The sequence below is a fragment of the Burkholderia sp. BCC0398 genome, assembly GCF_902833245.1.
Classification (GTDB): domain Bacteria; phylum Pseudomonadota; class Gammaproteobacteria; order Burkholderiales; family Burkholderiaceae; genus Burkholderia; species Burkholderia sola.
Map to the genome: position 1 here is coordinate 257,837 of NZ_CADFEM010000004.1, position 26,752 is coordinate 284,588.

Consider the following 26,752-nt stretch of genomic DNA (forward strand, 5'->3'; position numbering starts at 1 on the left):
CGCCGAACGCGCCCGCTCGATCCGAAACTTTGTGGAGTACTACGCATGACCCCGACTCGACCGCCGTGCCACGGCGCGGCCGACATGCCACGCGTCAAGCCGATCCATCTGCTGGTGGCGGCCTGCGTCGCCGCGTGGTCCGCCGATGGCCGCGCGACGACACCGGCTGCCGCGGAAGGCACGCTCGCGCAAGTCGAGTTCGACGGCGCGTTCATGCAGAATCGCCTGGGCAGGGATTTCGACGTGTCGCGCTTCGCCCGGCGCAACGTGACGGCCCCCGGGGTGTATACCGCCGACGTGCATGTCGGTCCCGACTGGATCGGCCGCTACGACGTGCGCTTCGTGGCCGCGCCGGATTCGGGCGACGCGCGTCCGTGCTTCGACCGCACGCTGCTCGAGCGCGTCGGCGTCGATTTCGGCAAGCTCGCGCCGGACGTCGTCGCGCGACTGGACGGCGACGACGCCTGCCTGCGACTCGACGAAGTCGTGCCGGGCGCCAGTACGGCATTCGACTTCACGCGACAGACGCTGCGGCTGTCGATCCCGCAGGCATCGCTCGCGCGCAAGGCACGCGGCTACGTGAGCCCCGATCAATGGACCTCCGGCGAAACCGTCGGCCTGCTCGGCTACAACTTCAACCTCTACACGTCGAAGGCCAGCGGCCACACCGCGCAAACGCAAGGCTATCTCGGCCTGAACGGCGGCGTGAACATCGGCACCTGGCGCTTTCGCCACGAAGGGTCCTATTCCTGGTCGTCGCGCGGCGAGAGCCGGTACCAGGGCCTCGCGACCTATCTGCAACGCGACTTGCCGTCGCTGTCGTCGCAGCTCGTCATCGGCGAAAGCTACACGTCGGGCGAGCTGTTCGACTCGACGCAATTCCGCGGCGTGCGCCTGTCGACCGACGACCGGATGCTGCCCGACTCGCTGCGCGGCTACGCGCCGGTGGTGCGCGGCATCGCGAACAGCAACGCGAAGGTGACGATCCGCCAGAACGACGTGACGATCTACGAGACGACGGTCGCGCCCGGCAATTTCGAAATCGACGACCTGTACCCGACCGGATATGGCGGCGACCTGCAGGTATCGGTCGAGGAGGCCGACGGCTCCGTGCACTCGTTCTCGGTGCCTTATGCCGCCGTGCCGATGTCGCTGCGGCCGGGCATCGGCCGCTACAGCTTCGTCGCCGGCACGCTGCGCAATCCTCATGGCTCGAGCCAGCCGCTGTTCACGCAGGTCACGTACCAGCGCGGCCTGACCAACCTGCTGACCGCCTATGGCGGCGTCACACTCGCCGGCGGCTACGTGTCGGCGATGCTGGGCGGTGCGTTCAACACGACGTTCGGCGCGTTCGGCGCGGACGTCACGCATGCGCTCACCACGATCCCCGGCGCGAAGCGCTACAGCGGTTCGAGCGTGCGCGTCAGCTATGCGAAGTCGGTCGACTCGACCGGCACCGACATCGCGCTCGCCGCGTATCGCTATTCGACGGACGGCTATTTCGGCCTCAATGACGCGATGCAGGCGCGCGATGCCGCGCGCGACGGCCGTTCGGCCCAGTCGGTCTGGCGCCAGCGCCATCGCGCGTCGCTGGCGCTCACGCAGCGTCTCGGCACGACCGGTGGACGCATCAATGCGACGGCATCGGCCGTCAACTACTGGAACCGCCCCGGCTCGGACGTCAATTATTCGGTCGGCTATACGAACCAGTTCCGCAACGTGTCCTACAGCCTGACGGCCACGCGGCAGCGCAATGCCGGCGGCGACATGAGCACGCTCTATTACGCCAGCGTCACGATCCCGTTCGGTCGCGAGCGCCCGATGACCGTCTCGGGCAACGTGTCGCGCGACACGCTCGGCCGCACCCGGCTGCAGTCGACGCTGTCCGGATCGGTCGGCGAAGATCATGCGCTGTCGTACAGCGTCAGCGCGAACCACGCGTCCGGAACGAATTCGACCACGGACGGCAGCGCCAACGTCACGTACCGCACGCGCCTGGCGGAAGTCAGCGCCAGCGCGGGCGCGAGCACGGAGTTCCAGCAAGGCTCGCTCGGCGTACGCGGCGCGCTCGTCGCGCACCGCGGCGGCATCACGTTCTCGCAGCCGGTATCCGAGACGTTCGCGATCGTCGAGGCGCCGGGTGCGGCCGGCGCGCGCATCACGAACGCGGCGGGCGTCAAGGTCGACGGCAACGGCTACGCGGTCGTGCCGTACCTGACGCCATACAGCCTCAATACGGTCGCGCTCGATCCGAAGGGCATCTCGATGGATGTCGAGTTGAAGGAAACCAGCCGGCAGATCGCACCGCGCGCCGGCGCGGTGCCGCTCATCCGGTTTGCAACCGACACCGGCCGCGCCGCGCTCGTTCAGGCGCGCCAGGCCGACGGCACGCCGCTGCCGTTCGGCGCCGCCGTGCACGACGAGACCGGCAAGGAAGTCGGCGTCGTCGGCCAGGCGAGCAAGATCTTCGCGCGCGGACTCAACGACAGCGGCTCGCTGACCGTGCGGTGGGGCGCCGATTCCGGCTCGATCTGCCGGATCGCGTACGACCTGCCGGTCGCAAAACACCACCGGCAAGCGCCGGGCATCCAGACCGTGACGAGCATGTGCCGCCCCGATTCGACGACCGCCGACACTCAGTAAGGAATCCCTATGTCCCACTTTCGCCAATCGCCCGCGTTGACCCGAGTCACGATCCCGGCAGGCATGGCGCGCACGCGCGACGCGCGCGCCGACATTACCCGACGCGCATCCCGCATGGTCGCGGCCGCCGCGACGCTTCTCCTTGCATGCGCGGCATTCGCGACCGACGCGGCCGCCCTCAATGCGTTCGGGCAGGCAACCCTTTCCAGCCCCGGGAACGCCACGCCCGGCACCGTCGTCGCCCGTCATTACTTCACGCCGCAGGACGTTTGCGGCAAGAGCACCTGCCAGATCACGAGCATCGCGATGTATCCCAAAGGAAGCGTGTGGGCGTCCGACGGCCCCGACCTGGAAACCAACGTGTCAGGCCTGTCGACACGCATGATCGTCGATGGTAACGTCGCCGTCGCGTCGACGAAGACGACACTGCGCAACACGCTCGAAATCACGCTGTTTCGCGACAGCCGGCCGCCGCAGGACGGGTCGCTCAATTCGGGCTTGGCCAGCGCCTATTACACGATCTACTACAAGTCCGGCCTCCTCGGCGGGTCGAACCCGGTCAACCTGGCCGCCAAGGTCAGCTTCATCAACGGAACGTGCTCGATTCCCGACCAGACCGTCACGCTACCGCCCGTGCAGCATCGCGAATTCAACGGCGTCGGTTCGACCGCCGGCGCGACGGATTTTCAGGTGCAGTTGAACAACTGCCCGGCCGGTTACAACCGGATCGGCTACCAGTTGGCCCCGCTGGACGACGTGGTCGCCGACACACCCGGCGGGATGCAGTTGCGCCCGGATGCCACGGCCATCGGCATCGGGATCCAGATCGCCGACGCCACGACGGGCCAGCCGCTGGTGCTGCGAAAATCGCACACCGTGACGAACTACAACCAGGCCACCGGCGGATCGCCTTCGATTCGGCTCCGCGCGTCCTACCTGCAAACGGGTGCGAAAGTCGGCGGCGGTTCGGTTCATGCCGCGGCGCAGGTTCTGCTCGACTATCAATGAATGACGCGCAATGAACGACGCGCGGCCGCGGCGGCCCTGACATCCGCGCGACGCGGCGACGTGCGATACTCGGCACGCCGCGCGCCGGTTCGCCGCCGCAGGGAACCCCGGCGCGCCGCGCGAGTCCATTTCCTTTCGTCAACAGCTCAACAGCAATAGGGAGGCGTTCATGCTGCAATTCATCGAAACCCTGGTCGTCGGGCTCATCGTCGGCCTCCTCGCCCGCGCACTGAAGCCCGGCGACGACAAGATGGGCATCCTGATGACGGTCGTGCTCGGCGTCGTCGGCTCGCTCGTCGCCGGCTACATCGGCCGCGCCGCGGGCTGGTATGCGCCGGGCCAGGGCGCAGGCTGGATCGCATCGATCATCGGCGCGATCGTGCTGCTCGTCGTCGTGGGTGCGGTGCGCAAACGCGCAAGCTGACCTCAGCGTCGTTCACTCCGACGCAAACGGCCGCTCGTCACACACGAGCGGCCGTTTTCCTTTGGCGAATCGTCATCCTGGGGATTGGACGAATCGTTGAGCCCTCAACGATTTATCTGCAAATCCCGCATCCATTGGCACGCTTCCCCCGAGCCTACGTCATCGGCAATACCCCGACTTGCGGCCGCTCAATTTTGAGATAAATTGATTGAAGGAACACGGCGTCGTTTGCTCGTCGTCGTTATTTCCGGTTTCTCACTCAAGAGGTTCGATGAAATTGCCGTTTACGCATACAGCACCGCAGCGTTGACGGACTGCCATTCGAGCGGCCTCGCTGCGACGCGCTTCCTCTCTGGAGCCTGTCATGAAGCATCGTTCGTTTGCCGCCTCGTTTGCCCTGGCTGCCTCGCTTCTGGCCTCGTCCTCGTCATTTGCCGCCGGCACGGGCGGCATCATCCACTTCACCGGCATGATCGTCGAGCCGCCCTGCTCGTTCGCGCTCGACACGGCCAACGCCGCGCATGCGCAGGTGCGGCCCGACTGCCCGCGCCCGGCGAGCGGACATGTCGCGTTCGTCGACGCGGCCAGCCTGCGCACGATCAAGACCACGACCTTTACGCAGGCCTCCCGCGCAATCGTTTTACCTGACCGTCCGGGCAACGCGCGCGCGCCGATGATCGCCGTCGTGACTTACCAGTAGAAGCCACCGCTGGAACCGCCGCGCGTCAGTCGCGGTGGCGCGCGATCCAGTCGCTGAACGCGCGGATCTTCTGCTGGCTGCCGAGGTTTTCGGGATAGACGAAGAAGTAGCGTGCGCCCGTTTCGAGCACGATGTCGAACGGCCGTTCGAGCCGGCGCGCGCTGACGTCGTCGTCGACGAGCGTCACGTCGCCGATCGCGACGCCGAAGCCCTGCATCGCCGCGTTCGTCGCGAGATCGAGCGTGTCGAACGTCGGCCCGCGCGCGGGATCGACGCCACGCTCGCCCGCATGGTCGAGCCAGGCTCGCCAGTCGCGGTGGTCGCGCGTCGGATGCAGCAGCGTATGGCGCGCGAGATCGCCGACCGCGGCGAGCGGCGACGCCTGCCGCAACTCGGGCGCGCAAACGGGCGTGAGCCGCTCGTCGAACAGCGGCAGCGCGACGACGCCCGGGCCCGGCGACGTCCCGTAGACGATCGCCGCATCGAACGGCTCGCTCGAGAAATCGACGACGTGCTGCCACGCGGTCGTGATCTGCACGTGGAGATCGGGATGTTCGCCCTGGAAGCGCATGATGCGCGGCAGCATCCAGCGCATCACGCAGGTCGGCACCTTCAGCGCGAGATCGGTGCGCTGCCGCGTGAGCTTCATCGAGATGTCCTCGATCCGCGCGAAGCTCTCGTCGACCACCGGCAACAACTGCTCGCCCTCGGCCGTCAGCGTGAGGCCCTTAGCATGCCGCCTGAACAGCGGAAAACCGTAATGCGCCTCGAGCGTCTGGATCTGCCGGCTCACCGCGCCCTGCGTGATGCACAGCTGCTCGGCCGCGCGCGTGAAGCTGCGGTGGCGAGCCACCGTCGAGAAGATCTGCAGCGCGTGCAGAGGCGGAAGTCGGCGCATGGCGAACGGGAAACGGGAACGGAAAACGACGCGGAAGGACCGCGCGCCGACGCCGGCGCGCGCTGACCGACACGATAAGCCAAACGCCGGCTTCGCGCGAGACGCCGGGGACTCAGGCCGTCGCGGCGAGCGCGCCCGCCGCGATGCGCGCCGCCGATGCAACGACGTCCGCGCGCGCCGCGGCATCGGCCTGCGGCTGCGTGAACGATACGGCCATCACGATCGGCGCGCGCGACGGCGGCCACAGCACCGCGATGTCGGTCGTCGTGCCGAAGCCGCCGGTACCGGCCTTGTCGGCGACACGCCAGCCGGGCGGCACGCCCGCCGCGATGCCGGTCGCGCCGCGTGCGCCGCCGACCATCCATTCGGTCAGTTGCGCGCGCTGCGGTTCGCGCAGCGTGTCGCCGAGCAACAGCCGCTGCAGCGTGTCGACCATCGCGACCGGCGTCGACGTGTCGCGCTCGTCGCCGGGCGCCGCCTTGTTGAGTTCGGGTTCCCAATGATCGAGACGGAAGGTGGTGTCGCCGCTTTCGCGCGCGAACGCCGTGACGGCCTGCGGGCCGCCGAGTACGCCCATCAGCAGGTTGCCCGCGCCCTTGTCGCCCGACTGCAGCATCGCCGCGCACAGCTGCGCGATCGTCATGCCGGTGTCGACGTGGCTCTCCGTAATCGGCGAGCCGGACACGATTTCGTAGCGGCGATACAGGATGCGGCGCGGCAGCAGCGATGCGTCGAGCGAGCCGCGCGCGAGCATCGCGGCAGCGGCCATGACCGCATACGTGCCGCACAGCGGGAAGCGCTCGCGCGCATGGTGCGCGATGCGCACGCCGTTCGATGTATCGAGCGCGGCGACGCCGAGCCGCCCGTTCGAGGCTTTTTCGAGCGCGGCGAGTTCGGCGTGCGCGGTATGGGCGCGCCCCTGGTCGGCGACCGGCGCGGACGTGCACGCGGCAACGAACGGCGCGGCAACGGCGGCAAGCAACAGCGAGCGGCGTGTCGGAGAGTGTTCCATGAATGCGGTCTGTTCTGTCGGAAACGGTGGCGCGAAGCGACACTGTCGCGCGTCGGCGACGCGCGACCGTCCACGCCGACGGCCGGCCCGCGACGGCATTCGCCGCGCATCCCCGAAAGACGCCCGTCGGCCCCGCGCGCTGGCGGGATTCGCATGAACACCTAGCGTAGCAGCGACCGCCGCCGCGTTCCAGCGAAACGGCCCGACTTCACCCTTGCGACGAAGGCAGGTACGGCATCGGATTCACCGGCTTGCCGTCGCGTCGCACCTCGAACAGCAGCGCGACGCGCGAGTTGTCGAGGTCGCCCATCTCGGCGATCGCATCGCCCTGATGCACGATGTCGCCCGTCTTCACGAGCAGCTTGCGGTTGTGCGCATAGGCGGTCAGGAAATCCGCGTTGTGCTGGACGATAATCAGGCTGCCGTAATCGTTCAGGCCGGTGCCCGCGTACATCACGCGCCCATCTGCCGCGGCGCGGACCGGGTCGCCCGGCCGGCCGGCAATCTGGATGCCGCGGTTCTGCCCGGGCCGGAACCCTTCGACGATCTTGCCGGTCGCCGGCCACTTGAGCGCGACGCCGCCCGCATGACGCTTCGTTTCCTTGACGACCTGACGGTCGTTCGCGGTCGACGCGCTGGCCGGCGACGTGGCCGGCGCAGTTCCCTGATTACCCGCCGCGCCATTGCTCGCGACGACCTGCGTGCCGGCCGCGCCCGCGGGCGGCAGCGGCTGCTGCTTGACGATCCGCAGCACCTGCCCCATGCGCAGCCTGCCGTTCGTGGCCAGCTTGTTCCAGGTGCGCAAGTCGGCCACGCTGCAATCGTTCGCGGTGGCGATGCCCGTCAGCGTGTCGCCGCGTTTCACGATATATTTCCGCGCGACGAGAATCGGCGCGGCCGGCATCGGCGCGGCCGGCGGCGCCGCGGCGGACGAGCTCGAATCAGAGGGCTGCGCCGCCAGCGTGTCGCTCGGCGGAACGGACTGCGTATTTGCACAACCGGCCATGACGAGCACGGCGGCCAGGCCCGACAGCCACGCCGCCTTGCGGTGAATCTCGCGCGTTTTCATGGACGATCCGACTCCGGTTTGACAATCTTTCAAGCATCTCAAAAACGGAACGGCCGACGTGTAACCGGATGCAAACAATGATGACAAACGATCACGGACCGGATGCCGGCCGGCATTCGCTACCGGTAATACGGTCCGATCCGGAAAAACTTGATGGTCTGGGCGCAGAAAAACGGAAGAATTTTCGTCGCAAAAAACTATGGTTCATTTGTTTCGATAGTCGCACGACGACATTCATCGCAACCATGCGACGAATTCGGCACCGGCCCACGCGACGCCGATACACAGGAACAGCAGATGCAGCGCGATCTTGAACGACACGCCCCACGACGAATCGATCTGCATGACAGGCTCCGCGGTTGATGTGCGTCCATGATCGGGCGTCGATCGCGCCCCGAAAATGCGGAAGCGGCGAACCGGGTCTCAGGCTGGCCCTGAGACCGCCGCCGCGGTTCCTGCTAACTTATCGGCCATTCCCCGAGCCATCCCTCCGCCCATCATGCGCTTCGACCTGACCGACCTGCGGCTCTTCCTGAACATCTGCGAAGCCGGCACGATCACGGGCGGCGCCGAGCGAACGCACATCACGCTACAGGCCGCGAGCGAGCGCATTCGCGGGATGGAGGACGAGCTGGGCGTGCCGCTGCTGCACCGGACCAAGTCCGGCGCGCAGGCCACCGACGCGGGCCGCGCGCTCGAACACCACGCGCGCACCGTGCTGCAGCAGATCGATCACATGCGGGGCGAACTGCAGCAATACGGCCAGGGGCTGCGCGGCCATATCCGGTTGCTGTGCAACACCGCGTCGCTGAGCGAATACCTGCCCGATGCGCTGGCCGATTACCTGCCGCACCATCCGAAGCTGTCGATCAGCGTCGAGGAACGCTCGAGCCAGGAGATCGTGCATGCGATCCGCAACAAGACGGCCGAGGTCGGCATCGTCGCCGATTCGGTCGGGCTCGGCGGCCTCGAACAGAAGCCGTTCCGCGAAGACTGGCTGATCGTCGTCGTGCCGGCCACCCATCCGCTCGCGTCGTACGGCGCGGTCGCGTTCGACGACATCGCCGGCGAAGACTTCATCGGCCTCACCGACGGCAGCGCGCTGCAGGTGCATCTCGCGGACCAGGCGCGCGCGCTCGGCAAGCGGATCCGCTATCGCGTGCAGTTGAAGAGCTTCGACGCGATCTGCCGCATGATCGCGAGCGGCGTGGGCATCGGCATCGTGTCGCGGCATGCGGCCGAGCGCGCGATGCAGACGATGGACGTGCGGCTCGTCGAGTTGTCCGATCCGTGGAGCCATCGGAAACTGACGCTCTGCGCGCGGTCGTTCGACGCACTGCCGAAGTACACGCGCGAGTTCGTCGCGTTCCTGTCGGGCGACGCGCCGCCGCCGTAACGCGCGCCGCATTCGATTCGTCCCATCGACCTACGGAGACATCGCCATGACCGATACCGATCTCGCCACCCGCTATCGCGCGTATATCGACTGCCTGAACCGGCAGGACTGGACGGCGCTCGGCGAATACGTGTCCGACGACGTGATCCACAACGACCGGCCGCTCGGCCTCGCCGGTTACCGCGCGATGCTGGAGCAGGACTTCCGCGACATTCCCGATCTGCGCTTCGACATCCGGCTGCTCGTGTGCGAGCCGCCGCGCGTCGCGTGCCGCCTTCGCTTCGCGTGTTCGCCGAAAGGAACGTTCATGGGGCTCGCCGTCGACGGCCGCAAGGTCACGTTCGCCGAAAACGTGTTCTACGAGTTTCACGACGGCAAGATCCGCCAGGTGTGGTCGGTGATCGACAAGGCGGCGATCGAGAAGCAGCTTTGAACGTCGTCGAAACGGCGGGTCGGCGCATGCGGCGGCGGGCGGCCGGGAGCGGCTTACTGCATTCCGATTCTTATAGATAACGTTTTCTCTCTTCATGCACCGAGAACCCGTTTCCCGCCCATGCTCGCCCTCACCGCTTCAAAGCTTTTCTTTCGCACGATGACCACGCGATCATCAAGATAAACATCCCGACGATTTACGCGTAATTCCGATTCCCCTCTCGCACGCCCCGGCTTCCTCCATTCGGGTTTCTACCGGCGCATCCGACGTGAAAGTTCATTGACATCGCGCCGATCGATGCCTAAATTTGGAAAACGTTTTCCAATGCTCGAGCGCGACGCCGGTCACGGCCCGTGCAGGGGGAACGCTTGCCTGCTCGATTTGCGATTCAGGCCGTCCGTCTTCAAGGATCAGGGTTTGCAAGGCGGACGCCCGGTATGGGTACCGAGCGCGGCATCGGCGACACGTGCCCGTGCTTCATCACTATTCAAAATTGGAGACACCATGCATCCGCGCAGCAGATTCACGCTCGGCGCCCTTTCCGTCGTGCTCGTCAGCGCGTGCGGCGGCAACGACGTGACCGACACGCCGTCGTCGCCCCCTACGTCCACCCCGCCCGCGCTCGCAGCGAACTCGCTCCAGGCGCTCGTCTACGGCGCGCCCGACACCCGCGTGCCGGCCGGCACGAACATCCCGCTCACGATGATGGGCCAGATGCGCGCGCTGTTCGACCTGATCCGGAAATCGCCCGATTTCACGCAGGTGGTGATGGATCTCGGCGACGGCACGCCCGTCCACGTGCTCGACACGAACACCGGCGACAAATTCCTGCCCGGCAAGCTCGCGCTCGGCCTGTCCTACATCCTGATCGACATGAAGGCGAAGAACGACCCGCAATACGCGAGCTACCTCGCGACGTACCGGACGATCACGACCGCGATGATGGCGCAGTCGGGCGGCAACTACGCGTATGCGAATACCTCGTGGGGCGAGTACTACTACCTCGTCGCGCTGAACAACCTGAAGGCGCACGGCATGCTCAACGAAGTCTTCAGCGATGCGCTGCTGGCGACGCTGCAGCAGCGGCTCACGTTCTGCGACATGTTCGGCCCCGATGCGAGCGGCAAGACCACGACCTGCCCGGCCGCCGGCACGCCGATCGACATCGCGTCGCTCAACACCGCGCAGAACTACTATGCGGTGTCCTACGGCATTGCCGGGCTGCGCCAGAAGCTCGGCTGGAGCAGCCCGTCGTTCGCATCGAAGACCGATCCGGCGGTCGCGACGATGAGCGCACGCGACGCGCTGCTGTACACGCTGACGAACCACATCCGCAACGACTCGTCGGGCGGGTTCTCCGACGAAGCATCGAACACGCACACGACCTACTACGACCAGGCGCGCTTCGACCGCTACAGCACGCTGCTGATCGGCGAAGTGGTCGAGCGCACGTTCGAGATGGGCAACGAAGCGAATCTGACGCCGGAGCTGAAGGGCTATCTGCGCAAGTCGGTCGACCTGATCCTGCCGCAGCTGAACGCCGACGGCCAGGGCTTCAACTACGGCCGCTCGATCGGCCCGTACGGCGATTCCGCGTTCATGGAGGTGCTGACGGCCGCGGCCAATGCCGGCGTGCTGACCGATCGCGAGAAACAGGTTGCGTATGCATTCATCTATCAGGCCGCGCGTCGTTTCGACACGTACTGGTACGACCCGTCGCTGCCGACGCCGTCGGTGAACATGTGGGTCAAGGGCCGCGGCACCGACACGTATCGCGGCAAGCCGCGCGTGATGGGCGAGAACTTCAGCCTGCTGCACCAGTACCTGTACGTGAACGCATGGTGGAACAAGCTCGGCTTCGGCGGCCAGGCGCCGATGGCCGATGCGGACTACCGCGCGTGGCTCGACGCGCTGCCGCGCTACACGCTCACCTGGTACAACCAGCCGGGCGATGCCGCGCATCCGTACAGCGCCGCGCTGCTCACCGTGCGCGACGGCCGGCGCGTGATCAACCTGAACCTCAGCCAGGCGCCCGACTACGACGCGTACACGCCGTATTACCCGGTGCCGTTCTCGGACAAGCTGATCTACGGCACGACCGACCTCGGCTATGCGCTGCTGGTGCCGCAGGTGACGTACAACGCGAAGACCTACATTCCCGTCACGTACTACAAGAACCTGAACGTGCAGCAAAGCAACGGCCAGGTGATCGTGTCGTTCGATACGACGAAGTTCCGCGTCGCGTCGAAGAACACCGCGTACACGACGGATCTCGACCTGCAGGTGCACACGGTGCTGACGTTCGCGCACGGCACGATTTCGCGCAGCGATACGCTGAGTTCGGGCACGCTCGCGGGCAACCTCGCGGTCGAGACGGACTTCACGTCGTTCGCGGATTTCGCGTCGACGCAGGCCAACGGCGACGGCGTGTCGGTAACGTACGCAAACAGCGCGGCGACGCGCTATGCGGCATCCGGGTTCGACAACTGCGCGCTGTCCGCCTTCGACACCGCGAACGGCACGACGAATCCGCTGTCGACGACGCCGATCGGGCAGCTGCATTCGAACTTCGCATGCACGACGAAACCGTTCGCGCTCGGCGCAGGCGCGACCCGCACGGTCGGGTGGACGCTGAGGTACGCCGATCCGGCGTAAGCGACAAGACCGCGCTCCCGCGCCCCTTCCCGAAGCCGGTTGCCGAAGCCGGCTTCGGGATCATGCAGTGCCCGGGCCCGCGTTCACCACCAACGCGATCCCGCCATAGACGCGCCCAGCGCGATCAGCCCGACGAAGAAGCAACGCTTGAACATCTTCTCGCTCATCACGCGCCGCGCGTATTGGCCGCCGGCCATTCCCGCCAGCGCGGGCACGAGCGCGAGCGCCGACACGCCGAGATCGACCGTCTGCAGCGCGCCCGTCACGCGCAATTGCAAGCCGAGCACGATCGTCGATGCGGTAAACGACAGCCCGAGCGCCTGGATCAGATCGTCCTTGGACAACCGCAGCGCCTGCAGGTACGGCACGGCCGGTACGACGAACACGCCGGTCGCGGCCGTCACGACGCCCGTCAGGTAGCCGACCACGGCCGACAGCCATGTTTCATGGCGGCCCGGCGCGGGCAATCGCGCCGCCGCCAGCCCCCATACCCCGTAAAGCACGAGCACGACGCCGAGCGCCGCGTGCGTCCACGTGCTGCCGGCCGCGAGCGCCGGCAGCCCGCCCGTCAGCGTGCCGACCGTCAGGCCGGCGAGCAGCGGCCACAGCCGGCGCAGCAGCGCGCCGAACGACGGGCCGAGCCACAACTGCCACACGTTGGTGATGAACGACGGCACGAGCAGCAGGCTCGCCGCGGCCGACGGCGGCATCGCGAGCGTCAGCAGCCCCATCGCGATCGTCGGCAGCCCGAGCCCGATCATCCCCTTCACCGCGCCGGCCAGCAGGAAAACCAGCACGATGATCGTCAGCGTATGAATTGACATGGCGGCATTCCGTCCGTTGAGTACGGCGCCGATGGTGCCTGCCCGCCATGCCGCCCGCCATCTGGCTTTGCCTGAGGCTGGCTCGGGCCCGCCGGACGGGGCTTCGGGGCCCCGACCCGGCCCCATGCATCACCCCCGGCCCTGCTCGCTGTCGAGGTGCGCCATCTGCGCGGCCGGATAGCGCTCACCGGCAGCCGCCCCGGCGGGAACCGCCGCTTCGATGCGTGCACGCGCTTCGACCGTTAGTTGCAATTCTGTCGCCAGCAAACCGTCCTGCAGTTGCGTGCGCTTGCGCGCGCCGACCAGCGGCACGATGTCGGCGCCACGCGACAGCGCCCACGCAATCGCGACCTGCGCCGGATTGCTGCCCTTCTCGTCGGCGATCGCGCGCAGCGCGTCGACCAGCGCGAGGTTGTGCGCGAGGTTCTCGCCCTGGAAGCGCGGGCTCGCCGCGCGGAAATCGCGCTCGCCCTGCCGCGCCGCCGTCCAGCGCCCGCCCAGCAGCCCGCGCGACAGCACGCCGTAGGCCGTCACGCCAATGCCGAGCTCGCGGCAGACGGGCAGGATCTCGGCCTCGATCCCGCGCGACAGCAGCGAATATTCGATCTGCAGATCGGCGATCGGCGCGACGGCGGCCGCGCGGCGGATCGTGTCCGCGCCGACTTCCGACAGCCCGATATGGCGCACGTAGCCGGCCTTCACGAGATCGGCGATCGCGCCGACCGTCTCCTCGATCGGCACCGCCGGATCGACCCGCGCCGGCCGGTAGATGTCGAGGTAGTCGGTGCCGAGCCGCTTCAGCGAATAGGCGACGAAGTTCCGGATCGCCGCGGGCCGCGCGTCGTAGCCGGCAAACCCGCCGGCCGGATCGCGCAGCGCGCCGAACTTCACGCTGATCACCACCTGGTCGCGCGCCCGGCCGCGCAGCGCGTCGCGGATCAGCATCTCGTTGTCGCCCATCCCGTAGAAGTCGCCGGTATCGAGCAGCGTGATGCCGTGGTCGAGCGCCGCGTGCAGCGTCGCGATGCTTTCGTCGCGATCGGCCGGCCCGTAGAGATCCGACATCCCCATGCAGCCGAGCCCGATCGCCGAAACCTGCGGGCCCGTGCGGCCCAGTTGACGCCTGTCCATGTCCGTTTCCTTCGAATGGTGAGTGGATGAAACGGATTCTGGCCGCACGACGCCGCGCGATAAACGCGAAACGCTCCACCAAACCATTCGACGGTGATTAACAATGGAGCCTTGTTCCCGTTCCCGCCAAGGTTCTCGCCCGCATGGACCATCTGCAAGCAATGCGCGTCTTCGCGCGCGTCGCCCATCTCGGCAGCTTCACGAAAGCGGCCGAGCAGCTCCAGCTGCCGCGCCCGACGGTCAGCAATGCCGTCCAGTATCTGGAAAAGCACCTGAAGATCCGCCTGCTGCAACGCACGACGCGGCGCGTCGCGCTGACGGCCGAGGGCGCGACCTACTACGAGCGCTGCGTGCAGTTGCTCGCCGACCTCGACGATGCGGAGACGCTGTTCGAGGATGCCGGCGCGTCGCCGCGTGGCGTGATCCGCGTCGATCTGCCCGAGCGGTTCGCGCTGAACCAGGTGATTCCGGCGCTGCCCGATTTCCACGCGCGCTATCCCGACCTGCGCATCGCGATCAGCACGACCGACCGCTTCGTCGATCTCGTCGCGGACGGCATCGACTGCGCGGTGCGGGTCGGCGTGCTGTCCGACACGTCGCTCGTCGCGCGGCGCGTCGGCGAAATGGCGCAGATCAACTGCGCGTCGCCCGCGTATCTCGCGCGACACGGCCTGCCCCGCTCGCCGGACGATCTGCCGGACCACGTCGCGGTCGGCTATTTCTCGAGCCGCACGGGCCGCGAGCTGGACTGGGAATATACGGACATGGATTCGGGCGAGATGCACACGGTGAAGATGCACAGCGTCGTGTCGGTCAACAGCTCGCAGGCGTATCTCGCGTGCTGCCTCGCGGGCCTCGGGCTGATCCAGGCGCCGCGCGACGGGCTCGCGCCGCTGCTCGCCGACGGCTCGCTGGTCGAGGTGCTGCCGGAATGGAATGCGGGGCCGCTGCCCGTGTCGGTAGTGTTTCCGACCGGCCGGCATCTCGCGCCGCGCGTGCGGATCTTCGTCGACTGGCTCGCGGAAACGCTCGACGGCCCGCACCGCGCACGATGACGGCAGCAACCGGCGCCGGGCCACCCACTGCGCGGCGCCGGCCGGTCAGGACCTCAGAACTTGTGGCGGATCGCGGCGCGCACCGCGAACTGGTTCGACGACGCCGACGGGCCGTCGGTCCCGACGACATAGCCGCCGTCGGCTGCCGTGCCCGTCTTGTCGCCGCCCACCTTCTGCCACGCGCCCTGCAGGTACACGTCGGTGCGCTTCGACAGGCTGTAGTCGGCCATCAGGCCGACCGTGTGGTACTTCGGCTTGAACGAACCGGCCGCGGCGTCGTACTTGCCGTCCGTATACACGTACTGCGCGCCGAGGTAGAACTCGGGCGTGAGCTGGTACTTGCCGTTGATCTCGAAGTTCTGGAACTTCGTCGCGGTCAGCCCGAGGCCGGCGAACGTCGACGCCGGCAGGTAGACCGTCGATACCGGGTTCTTCACGTCGGTCTTCGTATAGACGACGCCGACCGTCGCCGGGCCGAACGTGTAGTTGACGCCGCCGCCGAAGATGCGCAGCCGATCGGCGACGAAGTTCGCGTCGTCGGCCGCGATCGCGCCCGCGTTGCCGATGCCCGGGTTGTTCGCCTGCAGGTACGCGGCCGCGACCTGCAGCCCGGCCAGCGAATACTGCGCGCCGATGCTGTACTGGCGGTTGTTCGAGAAGCCCGTGCTGTTGCTGAAGCTGTACGTGCCGCCGAACGTCAGGCCGTTCCAGTCGGCGCTCGCGTACTTGACCGTGTTGTTGACGCGGAACGAGTTGTCCGTGTTGTCGTTGTCGAACGGGTGCGAGAACAGCGTGCCGCCCCAGTTGCCGTTCGCGGTCAGCGGCGCGAGATAGTCGACGACGGCATCGTACTGACGGCCGAAGGTCAGCGTGCCGAAGCGCGACTCGGACAACCCGACGAACGCCTGACGGCCGAACATGCGGCCGCCCTGGCCGAGCCGGCCGTTGTTCACGTCGAAACCGTTTTCCAGCGTGAAGACCGCCTTCAGCCCGCCGCCGAGATCCTCGCTGCCCTTCAGGCCCCACCGGCTGCCCTGAGCATAGCCGCTTGCGAGCTGGTAATTGGTCTTTCCGACCCCATTGACGTTGACGTTGTTCGTGTAATTGAAGCCTTCGTCGATCACGCCGTACAGCGTCACGCTGGTCTCGGCAAAGGCCGGCGCGGCGAAGGCGGCGAGCGCGGCGACAAAAATGACGTGCTTCCTCATGACGAATCTCCGGAGCCGGGGGCCGGGCAGGCCATGCGCCCGGCGAATTGTTCGATCTGTTGTATGTGTGGCCCGCAGGGCGGACGACGCGGTGTGCGGCCGCGTGAGGACAAAATGGTGTCACGACGCAAACCGCCCGTCCATCGGGTGCGGGTCGTCGCGCGCAAAGCGTTGCGCTCGTCCAACTGCCCCTTGCGCGGACGGCCTGACCGGGCTTGTCGGTAGCGGCCGGCCGGCCCGCCATTCGCGTAAACCCGGAAGGCTTCGCATCGATGGCACAATGCGCATCCGTTCGCCATTTCTTCACGAAGTCATGCTTGACCCCGATTCATGCGCGGCGCGTGCCGGCCGTGCCCGCGGCCCGTGCCGAAAGGCGCCCCGATGACCGCGCCGGCCCGAGCCGGCCGCTACGCCGAGCTCGATTTCTTCCGCGGCCTCGTGCTGCTCGTCATCGTCGTCGACCACATCGGCGGCAGCATCCTGTCGCGCGTGACGCTGCACGCGTACGCGCTGTGCGACGCGGCCGAGGTGTTCGTGTTCCTCGGCGGCTTCGCGACCGCCATTGCGTACAACTCGCTCGCCGAGCGGCATGACGAGGCCGCCGCACGCCAGCGTTTCATCCGGCGCGCGTTCGAGATCTACCGCGCGTTCCTGGTGACGGCCGGCCTGATGCTGCTGATCACCGCCGTGCTGAACGCGTTCGCGATCGACGGCCCGAACATGCCGACCAACGATCTCGACGGGCTGCTGCACAAGCCGCTCGCCGCGCTGCGCGACATCCTGCTGTTCCGCCGCCAGCCCTACCTCGCGTCGGTGCTGCCGATGTACGCGTTCTTCGCGCTGCTCGTCCCGCTCGCGCTGCCGCTCGCGCGCACGCAGCCCTGGCTGATGCTCGCGTTCAGCGGATCGCTGTGGTACGCGGCGCCGCACGTCGCACGCTTCTTGCCGACCGTCGAAGGCGCGCCGTGGGATTTCAACCCGTTCGCGTGGCAATTCCTGTTCGTGCTCGGCGTGATCGCGCGCTGCCAGCCCGTCTACCAGACCCTCGCGCCGAAGCCGCAGGGCTGGCTGCTGACGGCCGCGGCGCTCGCGATCGTCGCGGCCGGCGCGTACTACCGGCTGCGCATCGAGCCGTTCCCGACCGATCCGTCGATCAAGCAGAACCTCGGCGCGCTACGGCTCGTGAACTTCCTCGCGATCGCGTGGCTCGCCGCCAAGCTCGTGCACCTCGGCTGGATGAAGAAGGTCGCGCACGCGATGCCGTGGATCGGCACGATCGGCCGGCAGGGATTGCTGTGCTTCGTCGCGGGCACCGGCATCTCGCTCGCGGTCGATTCGCTGCTCTACCAGGCGACCGAAGGCTATCTCGACGTGCCGCTCGGCCTGACCGCCGACGTGGTCGCGATCGGACTGCTGTATCTCGTCGCCAAACTCTACGGGCCGCTCGTCGCGCGGCTGCCGTTCGGTTCGCGGCCATGACGCGCCGCGCCGTCATGCGCCGCTGCTACGATAGCCGGCGCCACTCCTGAAACGATTCGCCATGCGCCGACTCGCCCTTCCATTCGCCCTCGCCCTGATCGCCGGCGCGATCGCCACCGCCCACGCCACGCCACCGTCGGCCGCGCCTGCCGCCGCGCCGGCCATATCGCCCGCGCCGCCGGCCGTCCAGACCGCGACGACGCCATCGACCGCGCAGGAGCCGCCCGTCAATCCGGGCAGCAGCGTCGTGCTGCGCACGTTCCGGTCGGCGTCGCTGAAGCGCGACTGGTCGTACACGGTCTACCTGCCGCCCGGCTACAACCCGGAAGGCGCGCGCTACCCGGTGATGTACCTGCTGCACGGCAACGCGGGCAACGCGAACGACTGGGTCACGCAAGGCCGGCTGCAGGCCACCGCCGACACGCTGATCGAGCGCCACGACATTCCGCCGGTCGTGATCGTGATGCCGCAGGGCGGCACCGACTGGTACGTCGACCGCAAGGAGAAGATGCAGAGCGCGTTCCTCAACGACCTGCTGCCCGAAGTCGAAGCGCACTTCGCGGTGTCGAACCAGCGCGCGGGCCGCGCGATCGGCGGTGTGTCGATGGGCGGCTTCGGCGCGCTGCGCTTCTCGCTGCTCGAACCGGGGCTGTTCTGCGGCGCGATGCTGCTGAGCCCCGCGATCTATGCGAACGAGCCGCCGCTCAATTCCGCCGCGCGCTACGTCGGCGTGTTCGGCGACCGGCAGTTCGATTCGCGCGTGTGGCACGAGCTGAACTACCCGGCACTGCTGCGCGGCTATTTCGCGCGCAATTGGCGCGTGCCGATGTTCATCGCGGCCGGCGACGACGACCTGACGATCCAGGCGGAATCGAGCGTGCTGTACACGCATCTGCGCCGCGCGCAGAACCCGGCCGAGCTGCGCATCGTCGACGGCGGGCATACGTGGGACGTCTGGCGCGGGTTGCTCGGGCAGGGGTTGAAGTATGCGCTGGAGTGCGTGAAGTGACGGCCGGCGGGCATTGTCCCGCCGTGCCGCTCGCTCGGCTCCGCGTTCAGCGAAAACCATGGCATCCGATGCGCTTGACGGCGTCGCCTGAATCCGTACCCGCCGCATTTCGTCTACATTGCCGAAGTGGCGATGACATCGTTCGTCGCCTGCCTCCCCTACTCGACCCGCAGGAAATCACGCCATGTCCGTCTCGAAGAAATTCGCCGCCGTCACGGGCGCCGGCTCCGGCATCGGTCGCGCCGCGGCCCTCGCACTCGCCCAGGCCGGCTTCATCGTCGCGCTGCTCGGGCGCACGGAGGCGTCGCTGCGCGACACGCAGGACGCGATCCGCGCCGCCGGCAGCGACGCCGAAGTGTTTCCCGTCGACGTCACCGACGAAGCGTCGGTCGACCACGCGTTCGCGCAGATCGCGCAACGGTTCGGCCGGCTCGACGTCCTGTTCAACAATGCCGGGCGCAACGCCCCGGTCGTGTCCCTCGACGAATACGAACTCGACGTGTGGAACAGCGTCGTCGCGACGAACCTGACCGGCGTCTTCCTGTGCGCGCGCGCCGCGTGGCGGCTGATGAAAACGCAAACGCCGCAGGGCGGCCGGATCATCAACAACGGCTCGATCTCGGCGCACGCACCGCGCCCCGATACGATCGCGTACACGGCCACCAAGCACGCGGTAACCGGAATCACGAAGTCGCTGGCGCTGGACGGCCGCCGGTACAACATCGCGTGCGGCCAGATCGACATCGGCAACGCCGCGACGTCGCTCACGGAACGGATGACGCAAGGCGTCCCGCAAGCGGACGGCAGCCTGGCGCCCGAGGCGCGGATGGACGTCGCGCATGTCGCTAACGCGGTCGTCCAGATGGCGAATCTGCCGCTCGATACCAACATCCTCAACATGACGATCATGGCGACCGCGATGCCGTTCGTCGGGCGCGGATAGCGCGCGCCGCGGCCCGTGCCGGGAGGCGGCGTTCACGCACTGGCGGCTACCGAATCACTCCGTCGCAACGACGCCGCATGCAAGCACGTTCGCGACGCAGATTCAGTGCGGCAGGCTGATCGCTCGCCGCTCGTCCTCGAGCAGTTGCGTCAGCGAAGCGTGCAACCGTTCGAGGCTGCACGGCGGTAGTGCGAAGCTTGCCCAACCGAGCCCGCCATGACTCAGTAACAGCACCGCGCCGCCCTGCACCGGATGGCGCTCGGCATACCAGCAGGGATCCATTTCCGTCACGAATTGCTGCCCGTGTGGCGGACGCTCCGGCACCGCCGGCTGCATCGACGCGCGCAGCAGACTCAAGTACTGGATGACTGCGTCCACGTCTTCCGGATCGAGCACGGCTGCGCCCCGTTCGATCGACATCAGCACCACGAGCTTGCCGCGCTCCTCGATCATCTTGATGCTCAACGGTTGTGTCATTTTTGTCGTCCTTGCCGGAATTACGCGATCCAATTATCGACCTCGGTACACGTGAACCGGCTGAAGATTCGTGAACTGCGCATGAATCTTTTTTTAGAAAGCGCTGGAAAAGTGCGCAGCTTCATCGGCTATGTGATCGACCCCTATCGCACACCCGACCGCGCCGCCACGCAGCTTGCCGCCGCCTGATTCCCCCGGCATCGCGCACGCCGTGGCACACATCCCGACGTCGAAGACGATCCGCGGCTCGCGGCCACCTCCCCGGTTAAGCCCACCCGCTCCTTAAAACTTGTTTCATCTTTTTTGCGACCGGCTGTTAGTGGCCGCTCCGCAGAATGCGCTCATCGGTTGCGCCTCGGGTTTTTCCCGACGACGCGCACATCCGGCTCTTCTTCACGACGATATTGAACGGAGCAGCACCTCATGCTGAAAATTGTCCGGCTCGCGCTCGCCCGGCCCTATACGTTCGTCGTACTGGCGCTGCTGATCCTGATCGCGGGCCCGCTCGCGGCGGTCCGAACGCCGATCGACATCTTCCCGGACATCCGCATCCCGGTGATCAGCGTCGTCTGGAACTACGCGGGTCTGCAGCCGGACGACATGTCCGGACGCGTGATCACGTACTACGAGCGCACGCTCGGCACGACGGTCAACGATGTCCAGCATATCGAGTCGCAATCGTTCCGCGGCTACGGCATCGTGAAGATCTTCTTCCAGCCGACGGTCGATATCCGCACGGCGACCGCGCAGGTCACGTCGATCTCGCAGACCGTGCTCAAGCAGATGCCGCCCGGCACCACGCCGCCGCAGATCCTCAACTACAACGCGTCGACCGTGCCCGTGCTGCAGATCGCGCTGACCAGCAACACGCTCGACGAACAGAAGCTCGGCGATTACGCGGTCAACTTCATTCGACCGCAGTTGCTGTCGGTGCCGGGCGTTGCGATTCCGACGCCGTACGGCGGCAAGACACGTGAAGTGCAGATCGATCTCGACCCGCAGGCGCTGCAGTCGAAAGGGCTGTCGGCGCAGGACGTCGCGCACGCGCTCGCGCAGCAGAACCAGATCATCCCGGCCGGTACGCAGAAGATCGGCCGCTTCGAATACAACATCAAGCTCAACAACAGCCCGCTCTCGCTCGACGCGCTGAACGACCTGCCGATCAAGTCGGTCGACGGCACGACGATTTATGTCCGTGACGTCGCGCACGTGCGCGACGGCTTCCCGCCGCAGGGCAACATCGTGCGCGTGGACGGCCACCGCGCGGTGCTGATGAGCATCCTGAAGAACGGCTCGGCCTCGACGCTCGACATCATCGCCGGCGTGAAGGCGAAGCTGCCGCTGGTCGAACAGACGCTGCCGCCGGGCCTGAAGCTCGTCACGATGGGCGACCAGTCGACCTTCGTGAACGGCGCCGTCAGCGGCGTCGCGCGCGAAGGCATCATCGCCGCCGCGCTGACCTCGCTGATGATCCTGCTGTTCCTCGGCTCGTGGCGCTCGACGCTGATCATCGCCGCGTCGATCCCGCTGGCCGTGCTGTCGGCGATCGCGCTGCTCGCGGCCACCGGCGAAACGCTCAACGTGATGACGCTCGGCGGCCTCGCGCTCGCGGTCGGGATCCTGGTCGACGATGCGACCGTGACGATCGAGAACGTGAACTGGCACCTCGAACAGGGCAAGGACACGCGCACCGCGATCGTCGACGGCGCGAAACAGATCGTGATGCCGGCGCTCGTCTCGCTGCTGTGCATCTGCATCGTGTTCGTGCCGATGCTGATGCTCGACGGCATCTCGCGCTTCCTGTTCGTGCCGATGGCCAAGGCGGTGATCTTCTCGATGGCGTCGTCGTTCGTGCTGTCGCGCACCTTCGTGCCGATGCTCGCGCAATACCTGCTCAAGCCGCACGCATCGGCCGGTCACGCGTCGGGCGAACTGGCCGCGGTCATGGATCCGCACGCGGGCCATGCCGGCGCGCACGACGTCCCGCCGTCGCGCAATCCGCTGGTGCGCTTCCAGCGTGCGTTCGAGCGCCGCTTCGAAGCCGTGCGCGCGTCGTACCGAATCCTGCTCGGCCTCGCGCTCACGCGCCGCAAGCCGTTCGTCGTCGCCTTCCTCGGCATCGTGGCCGCGTCCTTCCTGCTCGCCCCGTCGCTCGGCCGCAATTTCTTCCCGACCATCGATTCCGGCGAGATCGCGCTACACGTGCGTGCGCCGGTCGGCACACGTGTCGAGGAAACCGCCGCCGAGCTCGACCGCATCGAGAACACGATTCGCGGCGTGATCCCGCCCGCGCAGTTGCGTGCAGTGATCGACAACATCGGCTTGCCGAACAGCGGGATCAACCTGACCTACAACAACAGCGGCACGCTCGGGCCGCAGGACGGCGACATCCTGATCTCGCTGTCGCACGATCACGCGCCGACCGCCGACTACGTGCACACGCTGCGCGAACGCCTGCCGAGCGCCTATCCGGGCACCACGTTCTCGTTCCTGCCCGCCGACATCGTCAGCCAGATCCTCAACTTCGGCGCGCCGGCGCCGGTCGACCTGCAGGTGGCCGGCCCGAACCAGCAGGCCAATCTCGCTTATGCGCGCGAGCTGTACCGCAAGCTGCGGCTGGTCGCCGGCGTCGCCGATCCGCGCATCCAGCAGGCCAGCACCTATCCGCAGTTCACGGTGACGGTCGATCGCACGCGCGCCGACCAGCTCGGCATCACCGAGCAGGACGTGACGAACTCGGTGGTCGCGACGCTGGCCGGCACCAGCCAGGTCGACCCGACCTACTGGCTCAACCCGCACAACGGCGTGTCCTATCCGATCGTCGCGCAAACGCCGCAGTACAGGATGACCACGCTGTCGGCGCTGCGGAACCTGCCGGTCACCGGCGCGAACGGCCAGTCCCAGTTGCTGGGCGGCCTGGCCACGATCACGCGCGGCGTCGGCAACGCAGTGGTGTCGCACTACAACATCGAACCGCTGTTCGACATCTACGCGACCACCCAGGGGCGCGACCTCGGTGCGGTCGCGGCCGACATCGACGACATCGTCAAAGCCACCGCGAAGGATCTGCCGAAGGGCTCGACCGTCACGCTGCGCGGCCAGGTGCAGACCATGAACGGCGCGTTCGCCGGCCTGCTGCTCGGCCTCGTGGGCGCGATCGTGCTGATCTACCTGCTGATCGTCGTGAACTTCCATTCGTGGGCCGACGCTTTCGTGATCGTCTCGGCGCTGCCGGCGGCGCTGGCCGGCATCGTCTGGATGCTGTTCACCACGCATACGCCGCTGTCGGTGCCGGCGCTGACCGGCGCGATCCTGTGCATGGGCGTGGCCACCGCCAACGCGATCCTCGTCGTCAGTTTCGCGCGCGAACGCCTGGCCGACACCGGCAACGCGCTGGCCGCCGCGCTCGAAGCCGGTTTCACGCGGTTCCGCCCGGTGCTGATGACCGCGCTCGCGATGATCATCGGCATGGCGCCGATGGCGCTCGGCCTCGGCGACGGCGGCGAGCAGAACGCACCGCTCGGCCGCGCGGTGATCGGCGGCCTTGCGTGCGCGACGATCGCGACGCTGTTCTTCGTTCCCGTCGTGTTCAGCCTCGTGCATCGGCGCGACGCGCTGAAGCACGACGCGTCCCGCGCTTCCTCCCTTTCCGCGTCCGGAGCCTCCCATGTCCACTGAGATCGATATCAAGTCGCCGAAACGGCTGCCCAACCTCAAGCTCGTCGCCACGCTCACCGCGCTGATCGCGGTCGGCATCGTGGCGACCGGCATCGTCGGCCGCGCGCACGCGAAACGGGAAATGACGACCTGGTCCGCCGAACAGGCGGTGCCGACCGTGGTCGCGTACACGCCGTCGGCCGGCGGCGACGGCGCGACGCTCGTGCTGCCCGGCCATCTGTCCGCATTCGAGAGCGCGCCGATCCACGCGCAGGTGTCGGGCTACCTGCATGCGTGGTACACCGATATCGGCGCGCACGTGAAGTCGGGGCAATTGCTCGGGCTGATCGATACGCCCGAACTCGACCAGCAATTGCAGCAGGCGCGTGCCGACCTGCAGAGCTCGCTCGCCAACGAGAAGCTGGCCGCGTCCACGGCCGCGCGCTGGACCAGAATGCTCGCGCAGGATTCGGTGTCGCAGCAGGAAACCGACGAGAAGACCAGCGACCTCGCGGCCAAGCAGGCGATCGTCGCCGCCAACGAAGCAAACGTGCGGCGCCTCGACGCGCTGGAGGCGTTCAAGCGCATCGTCGCGCCGTTCGACGGCGTCGTCACCGCGCGCAAGACCGACATCGGCCAGTTGATCTCGGCCGGCGGCGGCGCCGGCCCTGAGCTATTTGCGGTGTCCGACGTCCACCGGATGCGCGTCTACGTGAGCGTGCCGCAGAACGAGGCCGCCGCGATCCGGCCCGGCATGACGGCCACGCTGACCGTGCCCGAGCATCCGGGCGAGACCTTCCGGGCGACGCTCGCCGATACCGACGACGCGATCGCCGATTCGACCGGCACGCTGCTCGTCCAGTTGATGGTCGACAACCGCGACGGCAAGCTGATCCCCGGCGAATACACCGAAGTGCATTTCGCGCTATCGGCCGGCAGCACCCACGTGCTGACGATTCCGGCCAGCTCGTTGATCTTCCGGCAGGCCGGCCTGCAGGTCGCCGTGGTCGGCAAGGACGATCGCGCGGTACTCAAGCCCGTGACGATCGCGACCGATCTCGGCACGCACGTGCAGATCGCGACCGGCCTCGCGCCGGACGATCGCGTGATCGACAATCCGCCCGATTCGCTGGCCGACGGCGACCCGGTCAGGCTCGCGGCGCCGGCCCCCACCGTTGCGTCTGCCAAGCGCAACACGGAGCGTGCGCATGGCTAACCGGCTTCGGCTCTGCGCGATGCTCGCCGGCGTCGCGTTCCTCTGCGCGTGCTCGTTCGCGCCCGCCTATCACGCGCCGCAAACGGCGCTGCCGGCCAGCTTCAAGGAAGCGGGCGGCTGGCAGGCCGCGAAGCCGGCCGACCGCATCGCGCGCGACGGCTGGTGGACGGCGTTTCGCGACCCCGTGCTCGACCGGCTCGAGGCACGGGTGGCCGCGGCCAACCCCGACGTGGCCGCGGCCGTGGCGCGCCACGACGAAGCGGCCGCGCTGTTCGATCAGGCGCGCTCGGGGCTGTTCCCGACCATCGGCCTCGGCGCGCAGGTCTCGAGCAACCGCCAATCGGCCACGCGGCCGCTGCGCGGCTCGAACCAGCCGAACGTCTATGGCGACAACACCCTCGACGCCGGCTTCGACTACGACCTCGACTTGTGGGGGAAAGTCCGCAACGAAGTCGCGGCCGGGCGCGCCGACGCACGGGCCAGCGCCGACGATCTCGCGTCGGTCCAACTGAGCCTGCAGGCCAGCCTCGCCAGCGCGTACTTCAGCCTGCGCGGGCTCGATCAGCAGCAACGGTTGCTGGCCGACACGATCGACACCTACCGGCGCGCGCTGCGCCTGACGATGAGCCGGCACGCGGGCGGCATCGCGTCCGATCTCGACGTGTCGCGCGCGCAGACGCAGCTCGATTCGGCCCGGGCGTCGGCCGAGGACATACGGGCGCGGCGCGCGCTCGACGAGCACGCGATCGCGACGCTCACGGGCGTACCGGCGTCGTCGTTCTCGCTGACGCCGAACCTGAACGCGGCGTACCTGCCGACGATCCCGGCCGGCATTCCCGCGACGCTGCTGCAGCGGCGACCCGACGTCGCGGCCGCCGAGCGGCGCATGGCCGCCGCCAACGCGAAGATCGGCGTGGTGCGCGCGGCGTTCTTCCCCGACGTCACGCTCGGGCTGGTCGGCGGCTACCAAAGCTCGGGCCTCGGCCACTGGCTCCGCGCGCCGAACGAGATCTGGTCGATCGGGCCCAGCCTCGCGCTGACGCTGTTCGACGGCGGCCGGCGCCAGGCGCTCACCGACCAGGCGCGCGCGCAGTTGGCCGAGAACGGCGCGAAATACCGCGCGGTGGTGCTCGACGCGTGCCAGCAGGTGGAAGACAACCTCGCACTCACGCATCACCTCGGCGACGAAGCCGATCGCGAGCAGGAAGCACTCGAGGCGGCCGAACGCACGTTGCAGTTGTCGATGTCGCGCTATCGGGACGGCGTCGTCAGCTATCTCGATGTGGTAACCGCGCAGACCACCGAACTCAATACGAAGGTTGCGATGCTGGCGCTGGACACGCGCCGGCAACTGGCGGCGGTGGGGTTGATCGCCGCGCTGGGCGGCGGGTGGTCGACCGATGAAGCCGCATCCGGTACGCAAGCACCGGCTGCGACGCCGGCCCGTGCAGCGAACTGATTCCCTTGCGACACGGACGAGGCGTGTCGTATTTCAAGGCACCCGTCGCGATGACG

At 67.6% G+C, this 26,752-nt stretch carries 22 protein-coding genes; 15 read left to right on the top strand and 7 right to left on the bottom strand.

Features of this window, described 5'->3' with window-relative positions; genetic code table 11:
- Positions 1-45: 45 nt before the first annotated feature.
- The 4 genes from HWX76_RS10410 (at position 46) to HWX76_RS10425 (ending at position 4,775) form a co-directional block, all read left to right on the top strand.
- Positions 46-2,643, top strand: a complete 2,598-nt coding sequence (locus tag HWX76_RS10410; RefSeq protein WP_124631062.1) for a fimbria/pilus outer membrane usher protein — start codon at positions 46-48, stop codon at positions 2,641-2,643.
- 63 nt (positions 2,644-2,706) lie between these two features.
- Positions 2,707-3,651 carry a fimbrial protein gene (locus tag HWX76_RS10415; RefSeq protein ID WP_244137960.1) on the top strand — a complete coding sequence of 315 codons (945 nt, stop codon included), beginning with the start codon at positions 2,707-2,709 and terminating at the stop codon, positions 3,649-3,651.
- A 169-nt stretch (positions 3,652-3,820) separates the two neighbouring features.
- The gene (locus tag HWX76_RS10420; RefSeq protein ID WP_050012833.1) at positions 3,821-4,075 is read left to right on the top strand and encodes a GlsB/YeaQ/YmgE family stress response membrane protein; all 255 of its coding nucleotides are present in this window, start codon (positions 3,821-3,823) and stop codon (positions 4,073-4,075) included.
- A 364-nt stretch (positions 4,076-4,439) separates the two neighbouring features.
- Positions 4,440-4,775: a hypothetical protein gene (locus HWX76_RS10425; protein ID WP_050012834.1), complete on the top strand. Its 336-nt coding sequence runs from the start codon at positions 4,440-4,442 to the stop codon at positions 4,773-4,775.
- Between the two features lie 25 nt (positions 4,776-4,800).
- Here the strand turns inward: HWX76_RS10425 and HWX76_RS10430 are convergent, their stop codons facing one another.
- The 3 genes from HWX76_RS10430 to HWX76_RS10440 form a co-directional block, all read right to left on the bottom strand.
- Complete coding sequence (locus HWX76_RS10430) at positions 4,801-5,673, bottom strand: LysR substrate-binding domain-containing protein (protein ID WP_050012835.1); 873 nt, start codon at positions 5,671-5,673, stop codon at positions 4,801-4,803.
- A gap of 112 nt (positions 5,674-5,785) precedes the next feature.
- Positions 5,786-6,685, bottom strand: coding sequence for a class A beta-lactamase (bla, locus tag HWX76_RS10435; protein ID WP_124653227.1), 900 nt, complete (start codon positions 6,683-6,685; stop codon positions 5,786-5,788).
- 208 nt (positions 6,686-6,893) lie between these two features.
- The gene (locus HWX76_RS10440; protein ID WP_124631059.1) at positions 6,894-7,754 is read right to left on the bottom strand and encodes a peptidoglycan DD-metalloendopeptidase family protein; all 861 of its coding nucleotides are present in this window, start codon (positions 7,752-7,754) and stop codon (positions 6,894-6,896) included.
- A gap of 499 nt (positions 7,755-8,253) precedes the next feature.
- Here HWX76_RS10440 and HWX76_RS10445 point away from each other — a divergent pair, with 499 nt between their 5' ends.
- From HWX76_RS10445 to HWX76_RS10455, 3 genes are all read left to right on the top strand, one after another.
- Complete coding sequence (locus HWX76_RS10445) at positions 8,254-9,150, top strand: LysR substrate-binding domain-containing protein (RefSeq protein ID WP_050012838.1); 897 nt, start codon at positions 8,254-8,256, stop codon at positions 9,148-9,150.
- Positions 9,151-9,196: 46 nt separating this feature from the next.
- Positions 9,197-9,583, top strand: coding sequence for an ester cyclase (locus HWX76_RS10450; RefSeq protein WP_050012839.1), 387 nt, complete (start codon positions 9,197-9,199; stop codon positions 9,581-9,583).
- 504 nt (positions 9,584-10,087) lie between these two features.
- Entirely contained in the window at positions 10,088-12,238 is a 2,151-nt protein-coding gene (locus tag HWX76_RS10455) for a hypothetical protein (protein ID WP_176015779.1), read from the top strand.
- Between the two features lie 83 nt (positions 12,239-12,321).
- Here the strand turns inward: HWX76_RS10455 and HWX76_RS10460 are convergent, their stop codons facing one another.
- Both HWX76_RS10460 and HWX76_RS10465 read right to left on the bottom strand, forming a co-directional pair.
- Positions 12,322-13,062, bottom strand: a complete 741-nt coding sequence (locus HWX76_RS10460) for a sulfite exporter TauE/SafE family protein (protein WP_050012841.1) — start codon at positions 13,060-13,062, stop codon at positions 12,322-12,324.
- A gap of 129 nt (positions 13,063-13,191) precedes the next feature.
- Positions 13,192-14,193 carry an aldo/keto reductase gene (locus HWX76_RS10465; RefSeq protein ID WP_124631056.1) on the bottom strand — a complete coding sequence of 334 codons (1,002 nt, stop codon included), beginning with the start codon at positions 14,191-14,193 and terminating at the stop codon, positions 13,192-13,194.
- Positions 14,194-14,336: 143 nt separating this feature from the next.
- Here HWX76_RS10465 and HWX76_RS10470 point away from each other — a divergent pair, with 143 nt between their 5' ends.
- Positions 14,337-15,248: a LysR family transcriptional regulator gene (locus HWX76_RS10470; protein WP_176015780.1), complete on the top strand. Its 912-nt coding sequence runs from the start codon at positions 14,337-14,339 to the stop codon at positions 15,246-15,248.
- Positions 15,249-15,301: 53 nt separating this feature from the next.
- Here HWX76_RS10470 and HWX76_RS10475 read toward each other — a convergent pair whose 3' ends face one another.
- Positions 15,302-16,456, bottom strand: a complete 1,155-nt coding sequence (locus HWX76_RS10475; RefSeq protein ID WP_050012844.1) for a porin — start codon at positions 16,454-16,456, stop codon at positions 15,302-15,304.
- A gap of 381 nt (positions 16,457-16,837) precedes the next feature.
- Between HWX76_RS10475 and HWX76_RS10480 the strand changes: the two genes are divergently transcribed.
- From HWX76_RS10480 to HWX76_RS10490, 3 genes are all read left to right on the top strand, one after another.
- A complete protein-coding gene (locus tag HWX76_RS10480; RefSeq protein WP_050012876.1) occupies positions 16,838-17,935 on the top strand; it encodes an OpgC domain-containing protein in 1,098 nt (365 codons plus the stop codon).
- A 61-nt stretch (positions 17,936-17,996) separates the two neighbouring features.
- The gene (locus tag HWX76_RS10485; protein WP_050012845.1) at positions 17,997-18,944 is read left to right on the top strand and encodes an alpha/beta hydrolase-fold protein; all 948 of its coding nucleotides are present in this window, start codon (positions 17,997-17,999) and stop codon (positions 18,942-18,944) included.
- A 184-nt stretch (positions 18,945-19,128) separates the two neighbouring features.
- Positions 19,129-19,887 (top strand): SDR family oxidoreductase, encoded by a 759-nt coding sequence (locus HWX76_RS10490; protein ID WP_089489461.1) that lies wholly within the window; start codon positions 19,129-19,131, stop codon positions 19,885-19,887.
- A gap of 102 nt (positions 19,888-19,989) precedes the next feature.
- On the opposite strand, the gene HWX76_RS10495 is transcribed toward HWX76_RS10490, so the two are convergent.
- Positions 19,990-20,364: a hypothetical protein gene (locus tag HWX76_RS10495; protein ID WP_176015781.1), complete on the bottom strand. Its 375-nt coding sequence runs from the start codon at positions 20,362-20,364 to the stop codon at positions 19,990-19,992.
- Between the two features lie 51 nt (positions 20,365-20,415).
- On the opposite strand from HWX76_RS10495, the gene HWX76_RS10500 reads away from it, so the two are divergent.
- The 4 genes from HWX76_RS10500 (at position 20,416) to HWX76_RS10515 (ending at position 26,696) form a co-directional block, all read left to right on the top strand.
- Positions 20,416-20,553 carry a hypothetical protein gene (locus HWX76_RS10500; RefSeq protein ID WP_176015724.1) on the top strand — a complete coding sequence of 46 codons (138 nt, stop codon included), beginning with the start codon at positions 20,416-20,418 and terminating at the stop codon, positions 20,551-20,553.
- Between the two features lie 234 nt (positions 20,554-20,787).
- Positions 20,788-24,042: an efflux RND transporter permease subunit gene (locus HWX76_RS10505; protein WP_176015782.1), complete on the top strand. Its 3,255-nt coding sequence runs from the start codon at positions 20,788-20,790 to the stop codon at positions 24,040-24,042.
- The gene (locus HWX76_RS10510) at positions 24,032-25,237 is read left to right on the top strand and encodes an efflux RND transporter periplasmic adaptor subunit (protein WP_050012849.1); all 1,206 of its coding nucleotides are present in this window, start codon (positions 24,032-24,034) and stop codon (positions 25,235-25,237) included. The genes HWX76_RS10505 and HWX76_RS10510 overlap by 11 nt, the downstream gene beginning before the upstream one ends.
- Positions 25,230-26,696 carry an efflux transporter outer membrane subunit gene (locus HWX76_RS10515; protein WP_050012850.1) on the top strand — a complete coding sequence of 489 codons (1,467 nt, stop codon included), beginning with the start codon at positions 25,230-25,232 and terminating at the stop codon, positions 26,694-26,696. The genes HWX76_RS10510 and HWX76_RS10515 overlap by 8 nt, the downstream gene beginning before the upstream one ends.
- The last annotated feature ends 56 nt before the right edge of the window (positions 26,697-26,752 follow it).

Bases quoted from the DNA above. Each gene is read 5' to 3' on its own strand.
- HWX76_RS10410 (WP_124631062.1), top strand. From the start codon at position 46: ATGACCCCGACTCGACCGCCGTGCCACGGCGCGGCCGACATGCCACGC.
- HWX76_RS10415 (WP_244137960.1), top strand. From the start codon at position 2,707: ATGGCGCGCACGCGCGACGCGCGCGCCGACATTACCCGACGCGCATCC.
- HWX76_RS10420 (WP_050012833.1), top strand. From the start codon at position 3,821: ATGCTGCAATTCATCGAAACCCTGGTCGTCGGGCTCATCGTCGGCCTC.
- HWX76_RS10425 (WP_050012834.1), top strand. From the start codon at position 4,440: ATGAAGCATCGTTCGTTTGCCGCCTCGTTTGCCCTGGCTGCCTCGCTT.
- HWX76_RS10430 (WP_050012835.1), bottom strand. From the start codon at position 5,673: ATGCGCCGACTTCCGCCTCTGCACGCGCTGCAGATCTTCTCGACGGTG.
- bla (WP_124653227.1), bottom strand. From the start codon at position 6,685: ATGGAACACTCTCCGACACGCCGCTCGCTGTTGCTTGCCGCCGTTGCC.
- HWX76_RS10440 (WP_124631059.1), bottom strand. From the start codon at position 7,754: ATGAAAACGCGCGAGATTCACCGCAAGGCGGCGTGGCTGTCGGGCCTG.
- HWX76_RS10445 (WP_050012838.1), top strand. From the start codon at position 8,254: ATGCGCTTCGACCTGACCGACCTGCGGCTCTTCCTGAACATCTGCGAA.
- HWX76_RS10450 (WP_050012839.1), top strand. From the start codon at position 9,197: ATGACCGATACCGATCTCGCCACCCGCTATCGCGCGTATATCGACTGC.
- HWX76_RS10455 (WP_176015779.1), top strand. From the start codon at position 10,088: ATGCATCCGCGCAGCAGATTCACGCTCGGCGCCCTTTCCGTCGTGCTC.
- HWX76_RS10460 (WP_050012841.1), bottom strand. From the start codon at position 13,062: ATGTCAATTCATACGCTGACGATCATCGTGCTGGTTTTCCTGCTGGCC.
- HWX76_RS10465 (WP_124631056.1), bottom strand. From the start codon at position 14,193: ATGGACAGGCGTCAACTGGGCCGCACGGGCCCGCAGGTTTCGGCGATC.
- HWX76_RS10470 (WP_176015780.1), top strand. From the start codon at position 14,337: ATGGACCATCTGCAAGCAATGCGCGTCTTCGCGCGCGTCGCCCATCTC.
- HWX76_RS10475 (WP_050012844.1), bottom strand. From the start codon at position 16,456: ATGAGGAAGCACGTCATTTTTGTCGCCGCGCTCGCCGCCTTCGCCGCG.
- HWX76_RS10480 (WP_050012876.1), top strand. From the start codon at position 16,838: ATGACCGCGCCGGCCCGAGCCGGCCGCTACGCCGAGCTCGATTTCTTC.
- HWX76_RS10485 (WP_050012845.1), top strand. From the start codon at position 17,997: ATGCGCCGACTCGCCCTTCCATTCGCCCTCGCCCTGATCGCCGGCGCG.
- HWX76_RS10490 (WP_089489461.1), top strand. From the start codon at position 19,129: ATGTCCGTCTCGAAGAAATTCGCCGCCGTCACGGGCGCCGGCTCCGGC.
- HWX76_RS10495 (WP_176015781.1), bottom strand. From the start codon at position 20,364: ATGACACAACCGTTGAGCATCAAGATGATCGAGGAGCGCGGCAAGCTC.
- HWX76_RS10505 (WP_176015782.1), top strand. From the start codon at position 20,788: ATGCTGAAAATTGTCCGGCTCGCGCTCGCCCGGCCCTATACGTTCGTC.
- HWX76_RS10510 (WP_050012849.1), top strand. From the start codon at position 24,032: ATGTCCACTGAGATCGATATCAAGTCGCCGAAACGGCTGCCCAACCTC.
- HWX76_RS10515 (WP_050012850.1), top strand. From the start codon at position 25,230: ATGGCTAACCGGCTTCGGCTCTGCGCGATGCTCGCCGGCGTCGCGTTC.